Below are 20,159 nucleotides of genomic sequence, written 5' to 3'. Positions count from 1 at the left end.
GCAACGGTGTGAACCGAATCTCTGAGTGCGGTGTGCGATGTTCCTGAAAAATCTCTCTCTCAATAAGAAGCTGATCAGCACCTTCCTTGCGCTGATGTCGGTTTGCCTTCTGGCATCGGCTGTTGTCTTCCTTCAGGCCATGCGGTCCGCCGATGCCTCGCGCGGTCTGACGATCGCCCAGGAAATCCAGGCGGCTGTCGCCGATACGGCGGAAACGCAGCTGGAGCTCGCTTTCAACCAGCGCGGCTACATGCTGACCGGCAATCCCGAACTGCTGAACGGCGTTTATGCCAAGCAGAAGGAGACGGTCGCAGCCCTGGACGCCGCCCTGAAACCGGCCGGTGCCGCGCCCGAGATTGCCCGTACGCTGACCGAGCTCAAGACGGCTTCCGAAAGCTTTTTCGCCTCCGTGGTCGAGCCGCAGCTGAAGGCGCGTCAGGCGGCCAAGGATCCGGCGGCCATCGAAGCCGTCGTGAAGGCCGCGGGTGAGGCCTCGCCGGAACTGCAGCGTTTCCGCAGCCTTGCCGCGCAGCTCAAGGCAAACCTTCATAGCCTGACCACCGCAAAGGTTCGGGAGCAGGAACAGTCGCATGCCGTCGTGTTGTGGACGCTGGTGATCGGCGGCGCCGTGGCCGGCGTGATTTCGGTCGGCCTCATCTGGCTGCTGTCGCAGGCGATCGTCACGCCGATCGTCGGCATGACGCGCGCCATGACGGCCCTTGCCGCCGGCAACAACAATATTGAGGTGCCGGCTCTCGACCGGGCCGACGAAGTGGGCCAGATGGCGAAAGCCGTTGCCGTCTTCAAGGATGCCGCGATCGAAAAGGTGCGCCTGTCGAAACAGACCGAGGAACTGCGCCTGACGAGCGAAGAGGAGCGCCAGGCCAACGATGCCCGCAAGGCACGCGAGGCCGCCGAGATCGAGTTCGCGATGAACTCTCTCGCCGACGGTCTGTCGAAGCTTGCCGACGGAGATGTGGCCTACCGCCTCGACCGTCCGTTTGCCGAACACCTGGACCGCGTGCGTGGTGATTTCAACATGGCGGTGGCAAAGCTCCAGTCCGCGCTGCAGAGCGTCGGCCGCAACGCATCGGCCATCAATGCCGGTGCCGCGGAAATCCAGTCTGCAACGGATGATCTTGCCAAGCGCACCGAACGTCAGGCTGCTTCCGTGGAGCAGACGGCGGCCGCCGTCGAAGAGGTCACGACGACCGTCAAGGATGCCGCCAAGCGGGCGGAAGATGTCGGCCAGCGCGTCGAACGCGCGCGCCTCGGCGCCGAAAAATCCGGCGAAGTGGTGCGCCGTGCCGTTGCCGCCATGGAAGGCATCTCCAAGTCGTCCGGCGAGATCATCAACATCATCAGCGTCATCGATGATATCGCCTTCCAGACCAACCTGCTCGCGCTGAATGCCGGCGTCGAGGCGGCACGCGCCGGTGAAGCCGGCAAGGGTTTTGCGGTCGTGGCGCAGGAAGTGCGCGAACTGGCGCAGCGTTCCGCCAATGCCGCGCGCGAGATCAAGACGCTGCTCAGCACCTCCAGCCAGCAGGTGGATGCCGGTGTGGCACTGGTTGGCGAAACCGGCGAGGCGCTGGAAGCGATCGTCGTCGAGGTCCAGCAGATCAACGAGAACATCAAGGCGATCGTCACCTCCTCGCGCGAACAGTCGATCGGCCTGCAGGAAATCAACACCGCGATTGCCGCGATGGACCACAACACGCAGCAGAATGCCGCGATGGTGGAAGAACAGACGGCGGCAAGCCATACGCTGGCCCGTGAGGCCGGTGAACTGGACGAGCTCCTGCGCCAGTTCAAGCTGGGAGCAGGCAGCCCCGCTGCACAGCGCCCGTCTGCCCCGCGGGCAGCCGCCCCTGCGGCTGGTCCTGCCTCAGCCGCGACCGCATCGCAGCCGATGGCCCGCCCAATGGCAAAGCCTGCGGCAAAACCCGCGGCCCAGCCTGCCGCCAAAACGGTGGCAAAACCGGTCGTGGGCCGCGGCCCTGTCGCCGCCACCGCCTCGGCCCGTCCGGCCCCGTCGCCGGCGAGCGCCCTGCACGGCAAGCTTGCCCAGGCCTTCGGCGGTGGCAAACCCGCGGAAGACAATTGGGAAGAGTTCTGATCTCCCCGATCGGATACGGAGATGAGAGGCGGGCGCAAACCCGCCTCTTTTTGTTTTGGGCCACAAGGAGCGGCGGATCTTTCCTGTCGCCAGGGTGTATCCATTCTGATACATTAAAGTCATGAAACGGATCGAGTGGCTGGGAAGCAGCAGGGCAGATGTTCGCGCATTTCCGGACGATGTTCGGATCGATGCGGGTTGGTAGCTCGAGCTTCTGCAGCGAGGCGAAGATCCGCAGGACTGGAAACCGATGGTAACGGTTGGTTCGGGTGTGCGGGAAATCCGGATACGGGATGTCTCTGGGGCCTATCGCATCATCTATCTGGCGGTGCTTGACGATCGTGTCGTGGTGATCCACGCGTTCCAGAAGAAGACTGCGCAAACGGCGAAGAAGGACCTTGATCTTGCGATGGAGCGATTGAGACGATGGAAGACACAGCGTTGAATTCGGACATTCACGACAGCGTCTGGGATGCTCTGGCAGATACACAGCAAGAGGCCGCAAACCTCAAGGCGCGCTCGGCCCTGCTTTATGAGATCCGCAAGGCTGTCCGCAGCTGGGATATTCCGCAAGAGGAAGCGGCACGTCGACTTGGCCTGACGCGGCCACGCACGAATGATCTGCTCCGTGGCAAGCTTGCGAAATTCTCGCTCGATGCGCTCGTCAATATCGCTGCGAGCGCCGATCTGGAGATCGAGATCCGGGTGCGGCAGGCGGCCTAATTTTTCTTTACCCCCTTCCGTCCGGCGGCTTGCGTGCTACCTTTCGCGCGATTTCGGGTGGGGAAAGATCATGCGGAAAATTTTGAGCTTCGCGGCAGCGGGCGTGCTGGCGGCAACTGGTGTTCCGGCCTTGGCGAATGATTCGATGGCGGAGCTGCGCACCGGCGGGCTCGCTTATGTCGTCACCGAAGACGTCTCCATGGTCGAGGAAAACCTCTTCCTGTCGATGGATGAGGTGCGCGTCGATTACGTGTTCAAGAACACCAGCGACACGGATGTGACGAGCATCATCGCGTTCCCCATGCCCGATATCGTCACCCAGCCGGAAAGCAATGTCGCCGTTCCCGATTACGAGGCCGACAATTTTTTGGGTTTTACCGTGACCCAGGACGGCAAGGCCATCCAGCCGCAGTTGCAGCAGCGGGTGAGCGCGCTCTCGATCGACTGGACGGATGAGTTGCGCAGCCGCAAGATCTCGGTCCTGCCCTATAGCGACAAGGCCGTCGAGGACTTGAAGACCCTGCCGCCCGAGACCCTCAAGGACTGGGTGGGCAAGGGCCTGCTTTATCCCGATACCTTCGATGCGGGAAAAGGCTGGCAGACCATCTACCGGCCGCTCTGGACGCTGCACTCGGTCTATTGGTGGAAGACCACCTTTCCGGCCGGCAAGACCGTACGCGTCAGCCACCGGTACACACCGAGCGTCGGCGGCACGGTGGCTTTGAGCTTCATCGACCAGGGCAAGCCGGGTTTCAACTATGACAGCTACAAGACCCGTTATTGCCTGGACGATGCCTTCATGAAAACCGCCGCCAAGCTGGAAAAGGCGGCCTCTCCGGACAGCCCGACCTATACCGAAGCCTGGCTCTCCTACGTGCTGAAGACCGGCGCCAACTGGGGCGGCAATATTTCGAAATTCAAGCTGACGATCGACAAGGGCAAACCGGAAAACTACGTCAGCCTCTGCGCCGACGGCATCAAGAAGACCGGTCCCACCACCTTCGTGATGGAAAAGACCGATTTCTGGCCGGAAAAGGATCTGGATATTCTGTTCCTGCTGGCACCGAGCCCGAACTGAGGCGGGGCGTGCCGCTGTTATAAGGCTGCAAACTTGAGGGTCTAGGCAGAAGCGCACCCGGGGCGATGCATTTGATCGCCCGCCTGCCTCGCCAACGATTTTTCAAGGATGCATCATCATGTTGAAGTCATTCCTCGCGGGCACAGCGCTCGCTCTCGTCAGCCTGTCTGTCACCCATGCCGCCGAGATCGGCACGACAGTTTCCACCCCGTGCCCCTTCGGCGATTGCACGGCTGCGCTCAGCCTGGCCTATGCCGGCACCTTCGACATCGCCACCGGCACCCTGGTGGACGGCGTGGAGCTCGGCGGCCTCTCCGGCATCGATTTCGACCCCGCCACCGGCCACTACATCGCGATCTCCGACGATCGGTCGGAAAAGGCACCGGCCCGCTTCTACGAACTGGCGATTGACGCCTCCGCTACCGGCATCAAGGACGTCAAGGTTCTGCGCAGCGTGACGCTGAAGACGGAGAAAGGCGAGCCCTTCACTGCCAAGGCCGTCGATCCGGAAGCGATCCGTTTGGGCAAGGACGGCCTCTACTGGACGAGCGAAGGTGACGCCAAGCAGTTGCTGCCGCCTTTCGTGCGCGTCGCAAGCCCGGACGGGTCGTTCGTGCGCGAATTCAGCCTGCCGCAGGGTTTTGCCCCGACCGCGGACAATACGAGCGGCATCCGCAACAACCTCGCTTTCGAAGGCATGGCCGTGCTGCCAAACGGCGACCTGATGGTCCAGCTCGAATCCGCGCTCAACCAAGATGGCCCGATCGCCAGCCTCACCACCGGTGCGCTGACCCGCATGATCCGTTACGATGCGGCAAGCGGCCAGCCGAAGGCTCAATATGTCTATCCGGTCGAGCCGATCGGCCAGGCGCCGAAAAAGGAAAAGGGCTGGAACGATAGCGGCGCGACGGAAAGCCTCGCCCTTGATGATCACCGTCTTCTGGTGATCGAACGCGGTTTTGCCGAAGGGTTTGGCAATTCGATCAAGGTGTTCATGATCGACACGGCAGGCGCAACCGATGTCTCCGGCGTCGCCTCGCTGACGAAGGCCGACCAGCCGGTGGTGCCGGTGCGCAAGAGCCAGGTGCTCGACCTGCGCGCCCTCGGCCTCGATCCGGACAATATCGAGGGCATGACCTTTGCCAAGGGCACGGACGGCAGCGACCTCCTGGTCTTTGTCTCGGACAACAACTTCAATCCGCAGCAGAAAACGCAGTTTTACGCTTTCAAGGTGCTGAAGCGGCCTTGAGGCGCTGGCCGCCCGGTGAGCGGCGCGGGCGCAAGGCCGCGCCGATTTCGAGGGCAGGAGAGGGCGGTGCGTGAGGCACCCCCTCTGTCCTGCCGGGCATCGCCCACGAGGAGTAAGTGTCCCATCGACCGCGTCCGCGCTATCCTCCTTGCCGGCAGTGTCCTTGTTCCGGCAACGCCCACCCCGCCGTCATCCTCGGGCTTGACCCGAGGATCCATGCGGTCACCCCCGAACGTCGCACGGACATGCCGCTTGCGCGGTGGATCCTCGGGTCAAGCCCGAGGATGACGTCGGAGGTTGTTCTTTTTCCGCACCAAGGTGATCATCTCCGCATGGGTGAACGACGAACACAGCCTGCGTGCCTATGGCTCGAAAACCGATGCCACTGCGGGGATCAGGTCCATCCTGGAGAGCGGCCCAAAAAGGCGGCCTTCGTAGCATTACAGCTGAGCACTTCCCCCCATCAGAAAGGAGAGTGCCAGCGCGACAAGCCAGGCTGACATGAGCGGCACTACGCCGATTGCCAGGATTGCCCTCGAATTGGAAACATCAGCCAGAAAGATTGCATGCACCGCCAGGAATAATCCGAGCGGCATGCCGATCCACATCGCAGCACCGCCGAGACCCCAAGAGACGCCGCAGATCCAGATCGCAGCGAAGAGGTGAACACCCATGCGCAACGCCCAAACGATCTTTTCCCCGATGTGATTGATCGACACCATGTCGACCAGCGCATCCATGTAAAGCCACAGATAGCCTGCAAATTTTACCTCCGGCCCACCAGGAAGGTGCTCGATCAGAGGGATAAGAGCCAGGTGATAGATCAGACCGGCAACGTCTCCCGCAAAGAGGTTTCGATGCTTGAGACCGAACATCGAGAGCCACCCCGCGAGCGAGACAAGCGGGAGAGCAACGAGAATTCCTGTAGTCATGACGTCATCCTTCAACGTGGCGACGCGCGCCATTGGAAAAACAGCGTCTCAAGGCGACCGTGTTCTGCGAAGAAAGTTGTCGAACGCAGATGAACGGAGCACGCGAAACGCCTGCTACCGTCGAGGTCCGCGGCCCCTTTCAGTGGGGATGGAATATCCCTGCTTATCAAGCAGGGCGACCGGGGCTCACCATACCGGTCCGCCATTTTCGACGCCCAAAATCTATTCAGGGCGTACTTCAAAGTCAAGTTGCAGGTGACAGTCTACTGTCAACGTGACAGGTATGGCTTTCGTTATTCTTGAACGTCATGGGAGCAGTTGTTTACCCGCCCTTCCTTCGGTGTCTGGCCAAAACCAAACACTTCGGAATAAGCCTCTTTTACCAATGCCCCCTGATCACCCAGCCGCACCCACCTGAACCCCACGCCCGAGCGCCGTGAACACCGTCTTCACGATCCCGGCGCGGTCGAGGCCGGCCTTGGCATACATCACTTCGGGTTTCGCCTGGTCCATCCAGAGATCCGGCAGCACCAGCGAGCGGATTTTGAGGCCGCGATCCAGCAGGCCGTCATTGGCGAGGAAATGCATGACCTGGGAGCCGAAGCCGCCCACGGCGCCTTCCTCCACCGTCACGACGATCTCATGGTGGCGGGCAAGCTGGCGGATGAGGTCGTGGTCGAGCGGTTTGGCAAAGCGCGCATCGACAACCGTCGTGGAAAGGCCCGCGGCATCCAGGTCTTCGGCGGCCAGCAGACAGTCGGCCAGCCGCGTGCCGAAGGAGAGGAGCGCCACCTTGGCGCCCTGCTTCATCACCCGGCCCTTGCCGATTTCAAGAATTTCGCCGCGCTCCGGCAGGTCGACGCCCACCCCTTCGCCGCGCGGATAACGGAAGGAGATCGGGCCGTCGTCGTAAGCGGCGGCGGTGCGCACCATGTGTTTCAGTTCCGCCTCGTCGGCCGCCGCCATCACCACGAAGCCGGGCAGGGACGCAAGGAAACCGGTGTCGAAGGAGCCGGCATGTGTCGGCCCATCGGCACCGACGAAACCGGCGCGATCGATGGGAAAACGCACGGGCAGGCCCTGGATCGCCACGTCATGCACCACCTGATCGTAACCGCGCTGCAGGAAAGTGGAATAAAGCGCGCAGAAGGGTTTGTAGCCTTCAGACGCAAGGCCGGCGGCAAAGGTCACCGCATGCTGTTCGGCAATGCCCACGTCGAAGGTACGGGCGGGATAGAGGTTTTGCAGCTTGTCGAGCCCGGTGCCGTTCGGCATCGCCGCGGTAATGCCGACGATCTTCTCGTCAAGCTTCGCCTCCTGCACCAGCGCATCGGCAAACACGCTCGTATAACTCGGCGCATTGGGTTTCGCCTTGGCCTGCGCGCCGGTGATGACGTCGAACTTGTTGACGCCGTGATATTTGTCGGCCGCGGCTTCCGCCGGCGCATAACCCTTGCCCTTCTGCGTCACCACATGGATCAGCACCGGGCCCTTGGCATTATCGCGCACATTGCGCAGAACCGGCAGAAGGTGCTCGAAGGAATGCCCGTCGATCGGGCCGATATGGTAGAAGCCCATTTCCTCGAACATGGTGCCGCCGGTCACGTAACCGCGCGCATGTTCCACGGCCCGGGTGATGGCGCGGTCGACATTTTTGCCGAGATAGGCGGTGAGTTTCTTGCCGAATTCGCGCACGCCCATATAGGTGCGGCCCGACGCAAGCCGGGCGAGATAGGCGCTCATCGCCCCGGTCGGCGGGGCAATCGACATGTCATTGTCGTTGAGAATGACGATGAGGCGGGCGTCGAGCGCGCCGGCATTGTTCATTGCCTCGTAAGCCATGCCGGCCGACATCGCGCCGTCGCCGATGACCGCAATCACGTTGCGTGGTGTGCCGGAAAGGTCGGCCGCCACCGCCATGCCGAGGCCGGCGGAAATCGAGGTGGAGGAATGCGCCGCGCCAAACGGATCGTATTCGCTCTCGGCGCGTTTGGTGAAACCGGAGAGCCCGCCTTCTTGGCGCAGCGTGCGGATGCGCTCGCGCCGGCCGGTGAGGATCTTGTGCGGATAGCACTGGTGGCCGACATCGAAGATCAGCCGGTCATCCGGCGTGTTGAACACCTTGTGGATCGCAATCGTCAGTTCCACCACGCCCAAGCCAGCGCCCAGATGTCCGCCGGTCTTGGAGACGGCGTCGATCATCTCGTCGCGCACTTCCCGGGCCAGTTGCGGCAGGTCGCGGTCTTCGATCTGGCGCAGGTCGGCGGGCCAGGTCACCTGGTCCAGAAGCGGCGTCTTGGGCATGGAGGTCACGATGGGGATGCCTTTTCTGCTCTCGCGGAGCCTTTGTTTCTTCCCAACATGAGGAGAAACACGGCTTTTTCAAGTGTCACAAAGCCGCGCTTCTAGCGGAAAACCGTCTCAAGGCAAAGGGACGAACTCGTCTTCATCCCCCGGCACGATATCGAACCGGGCCGTACGCCATTCTTCCTTCGCCTGTTCTATCCGTTCCTTGGACGAAGAGACGAAGTTCCACCAGATATAACGTTTGGAATTCAGCGCCGCGCCGCCGAACAGCATCAAGTGACAGCCCTCCGGCCCGCCTTCGAGCGTGATCTCGTCGCCCGGTCGGAAGACCAGCAACTGGTCCGCCGCAAACCGATCGCCGGCCACGATCAGCGAGCCGGAGAGAATGTAGATCGCCCGTTCCTCATGCGCGGCGGAAAAGGGAAAACGCCGCCCGGCGGCAAGCGCGAGATCCGCATAAAGCGTATCGGTCAAGGTTTCGACCGGTGAGGAGAGGCCGTCGAGCGAGCCCATCACCACGCGTCCGCTGATACCGGCGAGATCGATGATCGGCATGTTTTCCTTGGCCGTATGGGCAAAGGCCGGATCGATCTCCTCCTTGTCGTCCGGCAGCGCCAGCCAGGTCTGCAGGCCGGACATCGACAGCGGATGGCCGCGCAGATTTTCCGGCGTGCGCTCGGAATGCACGATGCCGCGCCCAGCCGTCATCAGGTTCACGTCGCCGGGGCGGATGACAAGTTCGGTGCCGAGGCTGTCGCGATGTTTGATCTCGCCGTCGAAGAGATAGGTGACGGTGGAGAGCCCGATATGCGGATGCGGTTTCACATCCAGCGCCTCGCCCGCCTTCAGGATCGCCGGGCCCATGCGGTCGAAGAAGATGAACGGCCCGACGAGCCGCCGCTGGCGCGTCGGCAGCGCCCGGCGCACGAAAAATCCGCCGATATCGCTGGAGCGCGGAATGATCAGGTTCTCGATGGCGTCACAGGCAAAGGCATCGCCCGCGTCGGGATCGGTTCCGGGAAAGAAGGACATCGGCTTTCTCCTGTTTATGGTGCCGCACGCACTCGGCTTTGGAATGTTCATTTAGGGAGAAAGAGGCCCTCCCCAACCCCTCCCACAAGGGGAGGGGCTTAACCCTGCCGCACCATCGGTGCCCTTCATAGAGAGCGCTTCGGCGATCGGGCGCTCTGGTTGGGCGAGGCGTTGCCGCGAGTCTTCTCCCCCCTTGTGGTGGGGTGAGGAGCGGTTCGCGAAGCGAAGCAATCGATCCAGTGAATCGATTGCAGCGACGAACGCCGACAGGCCAGAGAGGGCCTTATTTTCCCGCACGTCTTCGCTGCACCAGCCCGACAAACCCGGTTGATCAGAGCAAGGTCCGGTGCCAGAGGCACGGATCATCACTATGCCACCACAGATCTATTCCGTCTTGTTCATTTACCCTGTCGCGAGCGCGAAAGCCCCGCCTGCGCATCCGCTTTGACATTTCACCTGCAAATCGCTACAGCGGGCGCCATGTATGCCGCGGTCTGTCGCGGCCCTTCGCGCGAAAATGCGCCTTGCTCCGAAAGACCTTGAAATGTCCGAACTGAATAACGCCGTTCCGGCGATTGCCAAGGCGTTGTCGAAACGCGGCTATGAAACCCTCACCCCCGTGCAGCAGGCGATGCTGAACCCGGATCTGGCCAATGCCGATGCGCTGGTCTCCGCCAAGACCGGCTCCGGCAAGACGGTCGCCTTCGGCATGGCCATGGCCTCCACGCTGCTGCCGGAGGGCATGGAGCGTTTCGGCCGCGCCGAGGCGCCGCTGGCACTGGTGATCGCGCCGACCCGCGAGCTTGCCTTGCAAGTGAAGCGCGAATTCGAATGGCTTTATGAAATGACCGGCGCGGTGATTGCAAGCTGCGTCGGCGGCATGGATATCCGCACCGAACGCCGGGTTCTGGAACGCGGCGCCCATATCGTCGTCGGCACGCCCGGCCGCATCTGCGACCATATCCGCCGCAATGCGCTCGACATGTCGGAAGTCCGCGTTGCCGTACTCGACGAGGCCGACGAGATGCTCGATCTCGGTTTCCGCGAGGATCTCGAATACATCCTCGAACAGGCACCCGATGACCGCCGCACGCTGATGTTCTCCGCCACGGTTCCGTCGGGCATTGCCCGGCTTGCCAAGCAGTACCAGCGTGATGCGGTGCGCATCGAGGTAGCGTCCGAAGAAAAACAGCATGCGGATATCGAATACCGCGCCCTGATGGTGGCCCCCTCCGACCGTGAAAACGCCATCGTCAACGTGCTGCGTTTCTACGAGGCGAAGAATGCCATCGTCTTCTGTTCGACGCGCGCAAACGTGAACCACCTGACGGCCCGCCTCAGCAACCGCAATTTCTCGGTCGTGGCGCTCTCCGGCGAACTGACGCAGAACGAACGCACCCATGCGCTGCAGGCCATGCGCGATGGTCGCGCCCGCGTCTGCATCGCGACCGATGTCGCCGCGCGCGGCATCGACCTGCCGGGTCTCGAGCTCGTGATCCATGCGGACCTGCCGACCAATTCGGAAACCCTGCTGCACCGCTCGGGCCGCACGGGCCGCGCCGGCAACAAGGGCATCAGCGCCTTCATCGTGCCGGTCAACCAGCGCCGCAAGGCCGAGCGTCTTCTGATGGGCGCCAGCGTGACGCCCGCCTGGGTGCTGCCGCCGTCCGCCGAAGAGGTGATTGTCCGCGACCAGGAACGTCTTCTCGCCGATCCGGTGTTTTCCGAAGAGGTGCGTGAAGAGGAACTGGATCTCGTCGCGCGGCTGGTCGAAGCCTATGGCGCCGAAAAGCTCGCCGCCGCCTTCGTCAACCTGCACCGCAACAACAATGCAGCGCCGGAAGACCTGATCGAGATCTCGATCGACGGTCCCCGCAAACCGCGCGAGCGCAGCAATGATCGCTTCGACGCGCGCGGCGAGGCTGGCGAAAGTTTCCCCTCCACTCCGCGCACGCCGCGCGGCGATTTCGGCCCCGCCATCTGGCTGTCGCTGTCGGTCGGCCGCAAGCAGAATGCCGAACCGCGCTGGCTGATCCCCATGCTCTGCCGCAACGGCAACATCACCAAGTCGGGCATCGGCGCGATCAAGATGCAGCAGACGGAAACCTATGTGGAACTGTCCGCCGATGTGGCCGATACCTTCCTCGGCGCCATCGGCCCCAACCGCATGCTGGAACGCGGCGTACGGGTGACCGTGCTGGACGGCATGCCGGACCTTTCCCGCCAGTCCGAGCCGCGCAGTTTCGAGAAGCGCAGCTACGAGGACCGCCCGCCGCGCCGCGAGTTCAACGACGCCCCGCGCGAGGGTGGCCGTGACGACCGCGCTCGTGATGAGCGTCCTCGCGAAGACCGCAGCCGCGATGACTGGAGCAAGGGCAAGCCGAAGGCAAAACCGACCTATGCCGGTGGCGAGGGGCGCGAGACGAAGAGCTTCGACAAACCGTTCCGCGACAAGCCCTATCGCGAAAAATCGTCCGGTGACCGCCCGGCCGGTGACCGCCCCTATGGCGAACGCTCCTATGCCGACAAGCCCGCGGGCGACCGGTCTTTCCGCGAAAAGCCGTTTGGGGACAAACCTGCCGGTGACCGTCCCTTCAAGGACAAGCCCTTCAAGAAGGACGGCAAGCCCGCCTTCAAGGACGGCGGCAAACCCGCCGGCAAGCCGGCAAAACCCGCCGCCGGCAAGGGCAAGCCGAAAAAGGCGAACGGCAAGGACCGTTGGAACTGACGTTCTGAACACGACGGGCGGGCCGCGCCATCAGCGGCCCGCCCGTCGACATGGTTTCGACGTCAAGGCGAATCCATCTTCTGGAGGCTGTGTTCCATGCAGGTGCTTCGGAGGGTTTCGATCTTTCTTTTCAGTCGGCATCGATACCAGTCAGCCGTTTCAGGAGCCAGTTGCTCGAATCGATACCAGATGCTGTCGATCCGGTCATGCCAGCGTGCCTGAAAAATGGGTTCGTGATGAGCAATCCGATTGCGCAGATCGCGCGCCTTGAGCAGATCCTTGTGGACCTTCTTCAGGTTCTCACCCTTCGGCCATATCCTGTGCAGATGCGGCGTCCAAAGACTGTCGCGATATTTGTTCTCATGGAGCGAGATCCAGAAATGTAGGGAAAGGCCGGCGATAATTCTGCCGGATCGTTCGTCCTGCTTCTGTGACTTCAGGCGGGCACGAATTTCCCGAATGTTCTTGCGGCGTTCGGCATTCAGATGTTGAACGAAGGCTCGGCACCGATACCAGTCTTCGCGAGCATAATGGCTTGCGATTGAGGCCGAGATTCGATTGCGCAGAGCAATTTCGAAACCGCCCATGACCTCGTGTACATGCTTCGCCAGCCGACCATTCGTCTGGTAGAGTTGCAGTGCGTCGCGCAAGGACGTCATGGATGCGAGATAGGTGCTGAGTCTCTCCTGACCGATCGTTGAGACGATCAGGGAGAGCTGATCGTCGGAAATATCCTTCAGATATTGATCCATGGACCTGCCCACGTTATATTATCAATGAACACTCCGGTGCGTCCCTGTCGGCTCGTCCGACATATGCCCGGGGTGATGCATTTCAGCGGCCATTGGCGAGGCGCCTATCGATTTTTGCGCCTAATGGTTGCGAAGACAATCTGAAAATCCATCACTTCGGACGAGAAGCAGACTCTATCGCACTCTCGGCGAACCCCTCCTGATGGTGTGATCTTTCCCCGACTCTATCGTGCAACGAAAAACCTGTTCCGCTTCGTCCTCTGATGCGCTATCGCCACGCGAGGGCAGGGATAGAGGATTTTTCGCATGACCACGCTTCGCATTCTGGATGGCGGCATGAGCCGCGAACTCGTTCGCCTGGGAGCGGAGTTGAAGCAGCCGGAATGGTCGGCGCTCGCCCTGATCGATTGCCGGCAGATCGTCCGCCAGGTGCATGAGGAATTCATCGCCGCCGGCGCCGATGTGATCACCACCAATTCCTATGCGCTGGTGCCCTTCCATATCGGCGAGGAGCGTTTCGCCCAGGAGGGTGCGGCGTTGATTGCGCTGTCGGGCCAATTGGCGCGCGAGGCGGCCGATGCGGCGGGACGTCCGGTCACGGTTGCCGGTGGTCTGCCGCCGATCTTCGGGTCCTACGAGCCGCAGAATTTCGATCCGGCGCGGGTGCAGGATTATCTCTCCGTGCTGGTCGAGAACCTGTCACCCTTCATTGATGTCTGGCTGGGCGAAACGCTGTCCCTGATTGCCGAGGGAGAGGCCGTGCGGGTGGCGGTGGAAAAGACCGGCAAACCCTTCTGGATCTCGTTCACGCTGGCCGATGACGCGGCCCAGGTGGCCGGCGCCAAGCCGAAACTGCGCTCCGGTGAAACCGTGGCGGATGCGGCGCTCTGGGCCGCAGGGTCTGGCGCCGAGGCGCTGCTTTTCAACTGCGCCCGTCCGGAAGTGATGGAAGCCGCCGTCAAGGTGGCGGCAGAGGCGATGCGCGCCAAGGGCGTCTCGATGCCGATCGGCGTTTATGCCAATGCGTTTGACAGCGATACGGACGAAAGTGCCGCCAATGAGGGCCTGCACGAGACACGCAAGGACCTGACAAGCGACGTCTATTCGCGTTTTGCCTGCCGCTGGGCAGATGCCGGCGCCTCGATGATCGGTGGCTGCTGCGGCATTGGCGCGTCGCATATCCACACGCTCGCCGGTGTTTTGAGGGCTCGGTAGCGGCTCACCCGCACGGTTCGACCACCACCTCATCGCCGGTCTTTTCGCCGAGCGTCAGGCAGCCACCCGCATGGCAGAGGCGCCAACCCGCGCCTGTGGCGCCGGAAGCGGCAAGCGTCAGGCGGGGTAGCGCCGCAAGCTGCGGTTGCCAGACCCACCAGCCATTCTCTAGCGCGGCATCCGGACCCGGCTCCATACCGGCGCCGGAGCCCTTGATGGCCGCCTCCTCAAGCTGGAGCCCCGCCGGTGTGACGTGGTAATTCTCGCGCCATTCCACCTTTTCCACCGAATGGGTCCAGCTCAGCGTGAAGCTGGAGGCGGCAATCACCGCCACCTTGCCCGCCGTCAGGACGCAAAGGCTCATGGTGCACCGGCGAGCGGACCGGCGGTCTTGGCGCGTCGCACCATTACGTAATGATAGGCGATGAAGGCAAAACCGAGCGCAAAACCGATCTCGTCGGTCAAGGGCAGGGCGAGCACCATGCACGCGCCGGCCACCAGTGCCACGGCGCGCTCCAGAAGGTTCAGCCGCGCAAACAGATAACCCACCACCGCCGCGCCCCAGAGCCCGATGCCGAAACAGGCCTTGAAGAAGACATAGGCCACCTCCACCGGATAGCCCCAGGCCTCCGCGATCGGCCCGGCATCCTGCAGCATCAGCGCCGGGGCATAAACGGCCATGAAGGGCACGACGAAGCCGGCTGTCGCAAGCTTCGTCGCCTCGATGGAAATCTTGAGGCCGGAGGTTTTCGCCATCGGGGCCGCGGCAAAACAGGCGAGTGCCACCGGCGGGGTCAGATCCGCCATGATGCCGAAATAGAAGACGAACATGTGGCTGACGATCAGCGGCACGCCGAGTTCCAGCAGCGCCGGCCCGGCGAGCGACGAGGTGATGATGTAGTTCGGGATCGTCGGGATGCCCATGCCGAGGATCAGGCAGGTGATCATCGTCAGCACCAGCGACAGGAAGAGGTGCTCCTCACCGATGCGAATGATCGCGCCGATGAAGGTGGAGGCGATGCCGGTCAGCGTTAGCGTGCCGATGACGATGCCGACGATCGCGCAGGCAATGCCGACGGGAAGCGCGTTCTTCGCACCCTCCGCCATGGCATCGCGGCAGATCACCAGCGTGTCGCGGCCACCCCTGACGAAGAAACAGGCGGCGATCATGCCAAGGATGATGAACACGAGGATGTTGACGCCGAATTTCAGGAAGGCGCTCGCGGCAAAACCGATCGCCAGCCAGAAGACGATGCGGAAGGCGAGTGGCCCGATGCGCGCGGCAAGCGGCATGCCGAGCAAAAGCACCACGACGAGCGCCAAACCCATCGTGCCGGCAAAGATCGGCGTGTACCCGGCAAACAGCAGGTAGACGAGAGCGGCGAGCGGCAGGATCAGCGGCCAATGTTCCTTCACCGCGGCCCACGGGTTCGGCAGGTCCGCCTTGGCGAGCCCCGCAAGCCCCGCCTTGCCGGCCTCCAGATAGACCATCCAGAAACAGACGCCGAAATAGAGGATGGCGGGGATCAGCGCCGCCTTGACGATGTCCGCATAAGGTACATTCAGCGTCTCGGCCATGATGAAGGCAACGGCCCCCATCACCGGCGGCATGATCTGCCCGCCCATCGAGGATGTCGCTTCGACCCCGCCGGCAAAGGCGGAACGGAAACCGAAACGCTTCATCAGCGGAATGGTGAACTGGCCGCTTGCCACCACATTGGCAACGCCGGAGCCGGAGATCGTGCCCATCAGCGCCGAGGACATGACGCAGACCTGCGCCGGCCCGCCCTTCCAGGACCCGACGAGACCGAGCGCGAAATCGTTGAACAGGCCCAGCATCCCGCCGCGCTCCAGGAAGGAGGCGAACACGACAAAGATGAAGATATAGGCGGCCGAGACATAGATCGGCGTGCCGTAGATGCCCTCCGTGCCGAAGCCGAAATGCTCGATGATCTGCTCGAAATCATAACCACGATGCACGAAGGGGTCGGGAAAATACTGGCCGAAGAAACAGTAGGCGAGAAAGATGCCCGAAATGATCGTCAGCGGTAGGCCCATCAGGCGGCGCGCGCCCTCAAAGACGAGCACGATGACGATGCTGCCGACCACGAGATCGACAGGGGTCAGAAACCCGCTGCGCAGGATCAGGTCTTCGTAGAAGACCCAGTTGTAGATACCGGTCGAAAAGCCGAGGAGGCCGAGACCCCAGAACCAGAGACGCCCGGCGGGTGTCTTTGCCACCAGATTGCCGATCAGCCCGAAACCGAGCAAAAGCAGGAAGCCCACATGCATGGCGCGCACCACCTGGCTCGGCATGGTGCCATAGGCTGCGGTCCACAGCTGGAACAGCGAAAAACAAAAGGCGATCCAAAAGGCGATACGGCCCATCGGCCCTTCGCCGAAACCGGAGGGCAACCCTTCCGTATGGGCCTCCTCGATCTCGACCGCTGCTTCCTTTTCCACCAGGGTCTGTGTCATGCGTGTCCCACACTGATTGGTCTTCTTCGCGGAGGCTTCATTGAACGCCGACAGATGACGTGCCGTCACTTTTCCTGCGTTCTCCGGCAAAAGCCCCTCACCCTAACCCTCTCCCCGCTTGCGGGGAGAGGGGACGTGCCCCGCGGCCGGGTCCGAAAGAGGAGGTGAGGGCGCGGCATATCCCTTCTCCCCGTCAGGCGGGGAGAAGGTGGCGGCAGCCGGATGAGGGGCGTTTCCGACACCCGGGCGATGGCAAGATGCCACCCCTTACTTGATCAGTCCGACTTCCTTGTAATAACGCTCCGCCCCCGGATGCAGCGGCACCGGCATGCCATTCAGCGCCTTTTTCACGTCGATCGCCTTGGCGGCGGCATGGGCCGCGGTCAGCTTCGGCAGGTTTTCGAAGAGAAGTTTCGTCATCTGGTAGGCGGTCTCGTCCGAGACGCCGGAATGGGTGACGAGGAAATTGCCGACGGCTGCGGTCGGCACATCGGCCGTCTGGCCGTCATAGGTGCCGGCGGGAATGGTGGCGGCCGTATAGGGCGCGCCGATCTTCGTCACCACATCGGCCGGCACGGCCACGACATTGATCGGCAGCGAACTGGCGAGATCGCGGATCGAGGCGACGCCGAGACCTGCCGATTGCAGGGTCGCATCCAGCTGGCGGTTCTTGATCAGCTCGACGGATTCGGCAAAGGGCAGGTATTCCGTCTTGCCGAGATCCTTGTAGGACATGCCGGCGGCCTCAAAAATCTGGCGGGCGTTGAGCTCCGTGCCGGATTTCGGCGCGCCGACCGACAGGCTCTTGCCCTTCAGATCGGCAAGCGAGGTCACGCCGGACTCCTTCGAGGCGACGATCTGCACGTAGTTGGAATAGATGCCGGCAATGCCGCGCAGTTTGTCCAGCTTGCCGGGAAATCCGGCCTCCTTGTTGCCGTCCCAGGCCATCTTGACGGAATCGCCGAGCGCAAAGCCGATTTCACCGCGGCCGGCCTGCAGCAGGTTGAGGTTCTCGACGGAGGCCTTGGTGGCCTGCACCTGCGTGCGCGAATCCTTGATGTTCTGGCCGTAGATTTCCGACAGCGCGACGCCGAGCGGATAATAGACACCAGAGGTGCCGCCGGTCAGGACATTGATGAATTCCGCGGCGTTTGCCGAAGGCGCGACCGCCGAAAGCCCGGCGGCAATGGCGGTGGCAAGAACGGCGCGGCGTGTGATCTGTTTCATGATGACCCTCCCAAGTCGTGTTCACTGTCCTGCATCATGGAGTGCGGGGGAGGGGTGGTCAATTGCTGCAGGCTTCGACTATTGGACTATTGTCTTATACGGCAGCGCTGATAGGCGCTGCCGTCGGTTCTCGTGGCAGGCGTTAAGCCTCCTGCATGGCGCCCGGACCCGGCACGGCGCCTGGCGGCACCTTGCCGAGGATGATCATGCCGAGCACCTCGTCCTTCGTCACGTCTTCCGTGCGCGCATGGCCGACCACCTTGCCGTTCTTCATCACGAACACCCGGTCGGCGAGATCGAACACGTCGTGGATGTCGTGGGAAATCAGGAAGATGCCGATGCCTTCCCGCTTCAGCTGGGTGATGAGTTCGCCCACTTGTGCGGTTTCCTGCGGCCCGAGTGCCGCGGTCGGTTCGTCCATGATCAGGATGCGCGCATCAAAGAGGATCGCACGGGCAATCGCCACCGATTGCCGCTGGCCGCCGGAGAGCGCCTTCACCGGCTCCTTGAACCGGCGGAAGTTGGGGTTGAGCCGCCCCATCACCTCGCGCGCCTTCGCCTCCATCGCCACATCGTCCAGCGTGCCCCAGGGGGTGCGCAGCTCGCGGCCGAGGTAAAGGTTGGCGGCGGCATCGACGTTATCGGCAACCGCCAGCGTCTGGTAGATCGTCTCGATGCCATATTGTTTGGCATCGCGCGGATTGTTGATGTCGGCGGCCTGGCCGTTGATCAGGATCTCGCCCGCATCACGCCGATAGGCGCCGGAGAGGATCTTGATGAGGGTGGATTTGCCCGCCCCATTGTGGCCGAGAAGCGCAACGACCTCGCCGGCGTGAAGATCCACAGAGGCATTGTCCACCGCATGGATGCCGCCGAAGGAGATCGAGATGTTGCGCATCTCGACAAGCGGAGTGTGTTTGTCTGACATGATGTCCTCCGTTACCGGCTGCGGCCGCGATAGATGGTGTCGAGCCAGACGGCCACCACCAGGACGATGCCGACGACGATGCGCTGGAAGGGCGTATCGATCCCGAGCAGCACCATGCCGGATTGCAGCGATTGCATGACGAGGGCACCCAGCATGGCGCCCGCGATGGTGCCCGTGCCGCCGGCAAGCGAGGTGCCGCCGATCACGGCTGCGGCGATCGTGTAGAGTTCGTCCAGCTCCCCTTGCGCATTGGTTGCGGCATTGAGGCGGGCGGTGGAGATGGCGGCTGCGATGGCGCAAAGCGCCCCCATCAGCGCAAAGATCTTGACGGTGACCCAACGGGTCTTGATGCCGGCAAGTTCGGCGGCTTCCGGATTGCCGCCGATGGCAAAGACGTACCGGCCGAAGCGCAGGCGGGTCGAGATGAAGGTCATCACGATGCCGACGGCAAGCGCGACAAGCACCGGAACCGCAATGCCATGCGCGATGAACAGGCCACCCTCCGGCCAGGCAATGCCGTTGGCTTCGGCATAGTTGCGGGCGATGTTGATCGGCCAGGGATAGCTGTTGACCACCCAGACTGCGACGAGCACGATCGCGCAGCCGACGCCGGAAAGAAAGACTTCCGCCCAGACCGGGCGCAGCGGGAAACCGAAGCGGTAACGCTGCCGGCGCGAATTGAGGATGATCGCGACGATCGCGGCACACGCCAGCAGTCCGACGATCCAGCTCCAGGTGGCGCCGATCGAACCGTTCGTGCCGCCGCCCATCAGCCTGAAGGTCGCATCCATCGGTGCCACGGTGCGGCCGCTGGTGACGAACCAGGTGGCCCCGCGCCAGACGAGCAGGCCGCCGAGCGTCACGATGAAGGAGGGCACGTTGAGGAAGGCGATGATGGATCCGTGCAGTGCGCCGATCGCCGCACCGAGCAGAAGCCCGGCGGCAAGCGCGATCACCCAGATCAGCGGATGTTCGAAACCCAGGATCTGCGGCAGGATTTCCGCCTGCAGCACACCCATGATCATCCCGACGAACCCGAGGATCGAGCCGACGGAGAGATCGATGTTGCGGGTGACGATGACGAGAACCATGCCGGTCGCCATGACCGCCACGGAGGCCGTCTGCACCGAGAGGTTCCACAGGTTGCGCGGGGTCAGGAACAGACCGCCGGTGAAGATATCAAAGCCGATCCAGATGATCAGCATGGCGCCGATCATGCCGAGCAGGCGTGTGTCCAGTTCCGTGGCGCGCAGCAGGCGCTTCATCGGGTTTTCGGCGGGGGTGCTGACCGCCGCCCGGTTGACATTGGTTGCTTCGGCCATGCCCTTGCCGTTCTCCCTGTTCGTGCCGGTCCATCCCTGGACGGGCGAAAGGCGCGCCGCTTGAGGAGC

General features: G+C 62.7%; 15 protein-coding genes and 1 pseudogene. 7 read left to right on the top strand and 9 right to left on the bottom strand.

What is annotated here, in order from left to right:
- The first annotated feature begins 37 nt into the window (after window positions 1–37).
- The 5 genes and pseudogenes from OU993_RS03010 (at window position 38) to OU993_RS02990 (ending at window position 5,169) form a co-directional block, all read left to right on the top strand.
- Window positions 38–2,119, top strand: a complete 2,082-nt coding sequence (locus OU993_RS03010) for a methyl-accepting chemotaxis protein (protein ID WP_268154778.1) — start codon at window positions 38–40, stop codon at window positions 2,117–2,119.
- A 121-nt stretch (window positions 2,120–2,240) separates the two neighbouring features.
- Window positions 2,241–2,564: pseudogene (locus tag OU993_RS03005) on the top strand (type II toxin-antitoxin system RelE/ParE family toxin).
- On the top strand, window positions 2,546–2,842 hold the full coding sequence (locus OU993_RS03000) for a helix-turn-helix domain-containing protein (protein WP_268154777.1): 297 nt from the start codon (window positions 2,546–2,548) through the stop codon (window positions 2,840–2,842). Before OU993_RS03005 ends, OU993_RS03000 begins: the two are co-directional and overlap by 19 nt.
- A 70-nt stretch (window positions 2,843–2,912) precedes the next feature.
- Entirely contained in the window at window positions 2,913–3,920 is a 1,008-nt protein-coding gene (locus tag OU993_RS02995) for a DUF4424 domain-containing protein (RefSeq protein ID WP_268154776.1), read from the top strand.
- 118 nt (window positions 3,921–4,038) lie between these two features.
- Window positions 4,039–5,169: an esterase-like activity of phytase family protein gene (locus tag OU993_RS02990; RefSeq protein WP_268154775.1), complete on the top strand. Its 1,131-nt coding sequence runs from the start codon at window positions 4,039–4,041 to the stop codon at window positions 5,167–5,169.
- A 440-nt stretch (window positions 5,170–5,609) separates the two neighbouring features.
- Here the strand turns inward: OU993_RS02990 and OU993_RS02980 are convergent, their stop codons facing one another.
- The 3 genes from OU993_RS02980 to OU993_RS02970 all read right to left on the bottom strand — a co-directional run bounded on the left by OU993_RS02980 (window position 5,610) and on the right by OU993_RS02970 (window position 9,440).
- Window positions 5,610–6,044, bottom strand: coding sequence for a hypothetical protein (locus OU993_RS02980; RefSeq protein WP_268154774.1), 435 nt, complete (start codon window positions 6,042–6,044; stop codon window positions 5,610–5,612).
- A 453-nt stretch (window positions 6,045–6,497) separates the two neighbouring features.
- Window positions 6,498–8,414, bottom strand: a complete 1,917-nt coding sequence (dxs, locus tag OU993_RS02975) for a 1-deoxy-D-xylulose-5-phosphate synthase (protein ID WP_268154773.1) — start codon at window positions 8,412–8,414, stop codon at window positions 6,498–6,500.
- A 108-nt stretch (window positions 8,415–8,522) separates the two neighbouring features.
- Entirely contained in the window at window positions 8,523–9,440 is a 918-nt protein-coding gene (locus OU993_RS02970; RefSeq protein WP_268154772.1) for a pirin family protein, read from the bottom strand.
- Between the two features lie 544 nt (window positions 9,441–9,984).
- Here OU993_RS02970 and OU993_RS02965 point away from each other — a divergent pair.
- Entirely contained in the window at window positions 9,985–12,168 is a 2,184-nt protein-coding gene (locus OU993_RS02965) for a DEAD/DEAH box helicase (RefSeq protein ID WP_268154771.1), read from the top strand.
- Between the two features lie 62 nt (window positions 12,169–12,230).
- Here the strand turns inward: OU993_RS02965 and OU993_RS02960 are convergent, their stop codons facing one another.
- A complete protein-coding gene (locus OU993_RS02960) occupies window positions 12,231–12,920 on the bottom strand; it encodes an Abi family protein (protein ID WP_268154770.1) in 690 nt (229 codons plus the stop codon).
- Between the two features lie 306 nt (window positions 12,921–13,226).
- Between OU993_RS02960 and OU993_RS02955 the strand changes: the two genes are divergently transcribed.
- Entirely contained in the window at window positions 13,227–14,135 is a 909-nt protein-coding gene (locus OU993_RS02955) for a homocysteine S-methyltransferase family protein (RefSeq protein WP_268154769.1), read from the top strand.
- A gap of 4 nt (window positions 14,136–14,139) precedes the next feature.
- Here the strand turns inward: OU993_RS02955 and OU993_RS02950 are convergent, their stop codons facing one another.
- The 5 genes from OU993_RS02950 to OU993_RS02930 all read right to left on the bottom strand — a co-directional run bounded on the left by OU993_RS02950 (window position 14,140) and on the right by OU993_RS02930 (window position 20,033).
- Window positions 14,140–14,499 carry a DUF1850 domain-containing protein gene (locus OU993_RS02950; RefSeq protein WP_268154768.1) on the bottom strand — a complete coding sequence of 120 codons (360 nt, stop codon included), beginning with the start codon at window positions 14,497–14,499 and terminating at the stop codon, window positions 14,140–14,142.
- Window positions 14,496–16,613 (bottom strand): TRAP transporter permease, encoded by a 2,118-nt coding sequence (locus OU993_RS02945; protein ID WP_268154767.1) that lies wholly within the window; start codon window positions 16,611–16,613, stop codon window positions 14,496–14,498. Before OU993_RS02945 ends, OU993_RS02950 begins: the two co-directional genes overlap by 4 nt.
- 267 nt (window positions 16,614–16,880) lie before the next feature.
- Window positions 16,881–17,840, bottom strand: a complete 960-nt coding sequence (locus tag OU993_RS02940) for a TAXI family TRAP transporter solute-binding subunit (RefSeq protein WP_268154766.1) — start codon at window positions 17,838–17,840, stop codon at window positions 16,881–16,883.
- 142 nt (window positions 17,841–17,982) lie between these two features.
- Complete coding sequence (locus tag OU993_RS02935; protein WP_268154765.1) at window positions 17,983–18,768, bottom strand: ATP-binding cassette domain-containing protein; 786 nt, start codon at window positions 18,766–18,768, stop codon at window positions 17,983–17,985.
- Window positions 18,769–18,779: 11 nt separating this feature from the next.
- On the bottom strand, window positions 18,780–20,033 hold the full coding sequence (locus tag OU993_RS02930) for a sugar ABC transporter permease (RefSeq protein ID WP_268157475.1): 1,254 nt from the start codon (window positions 20,031–20,033) through the stop codon (window positions 18,780–18,782).
- Window positions 20,034–20,159: the final 126 nt, after the last annotated feature.

The sequence above is a fragment of the Rhizobium sp. SL86 genome, assembly GCF_026672545.1.
GTDB lineage: Bacteria > Pseudomonadota > Alphaproteobacteria > Rhizobiales > Rhizobiaceae > Neorhizobium.
The sequence above is the reverse complement of the archived record's forward strand: the minus strand, read 5'-3'. Positions and strand labels throughout refer to the sequence as shown.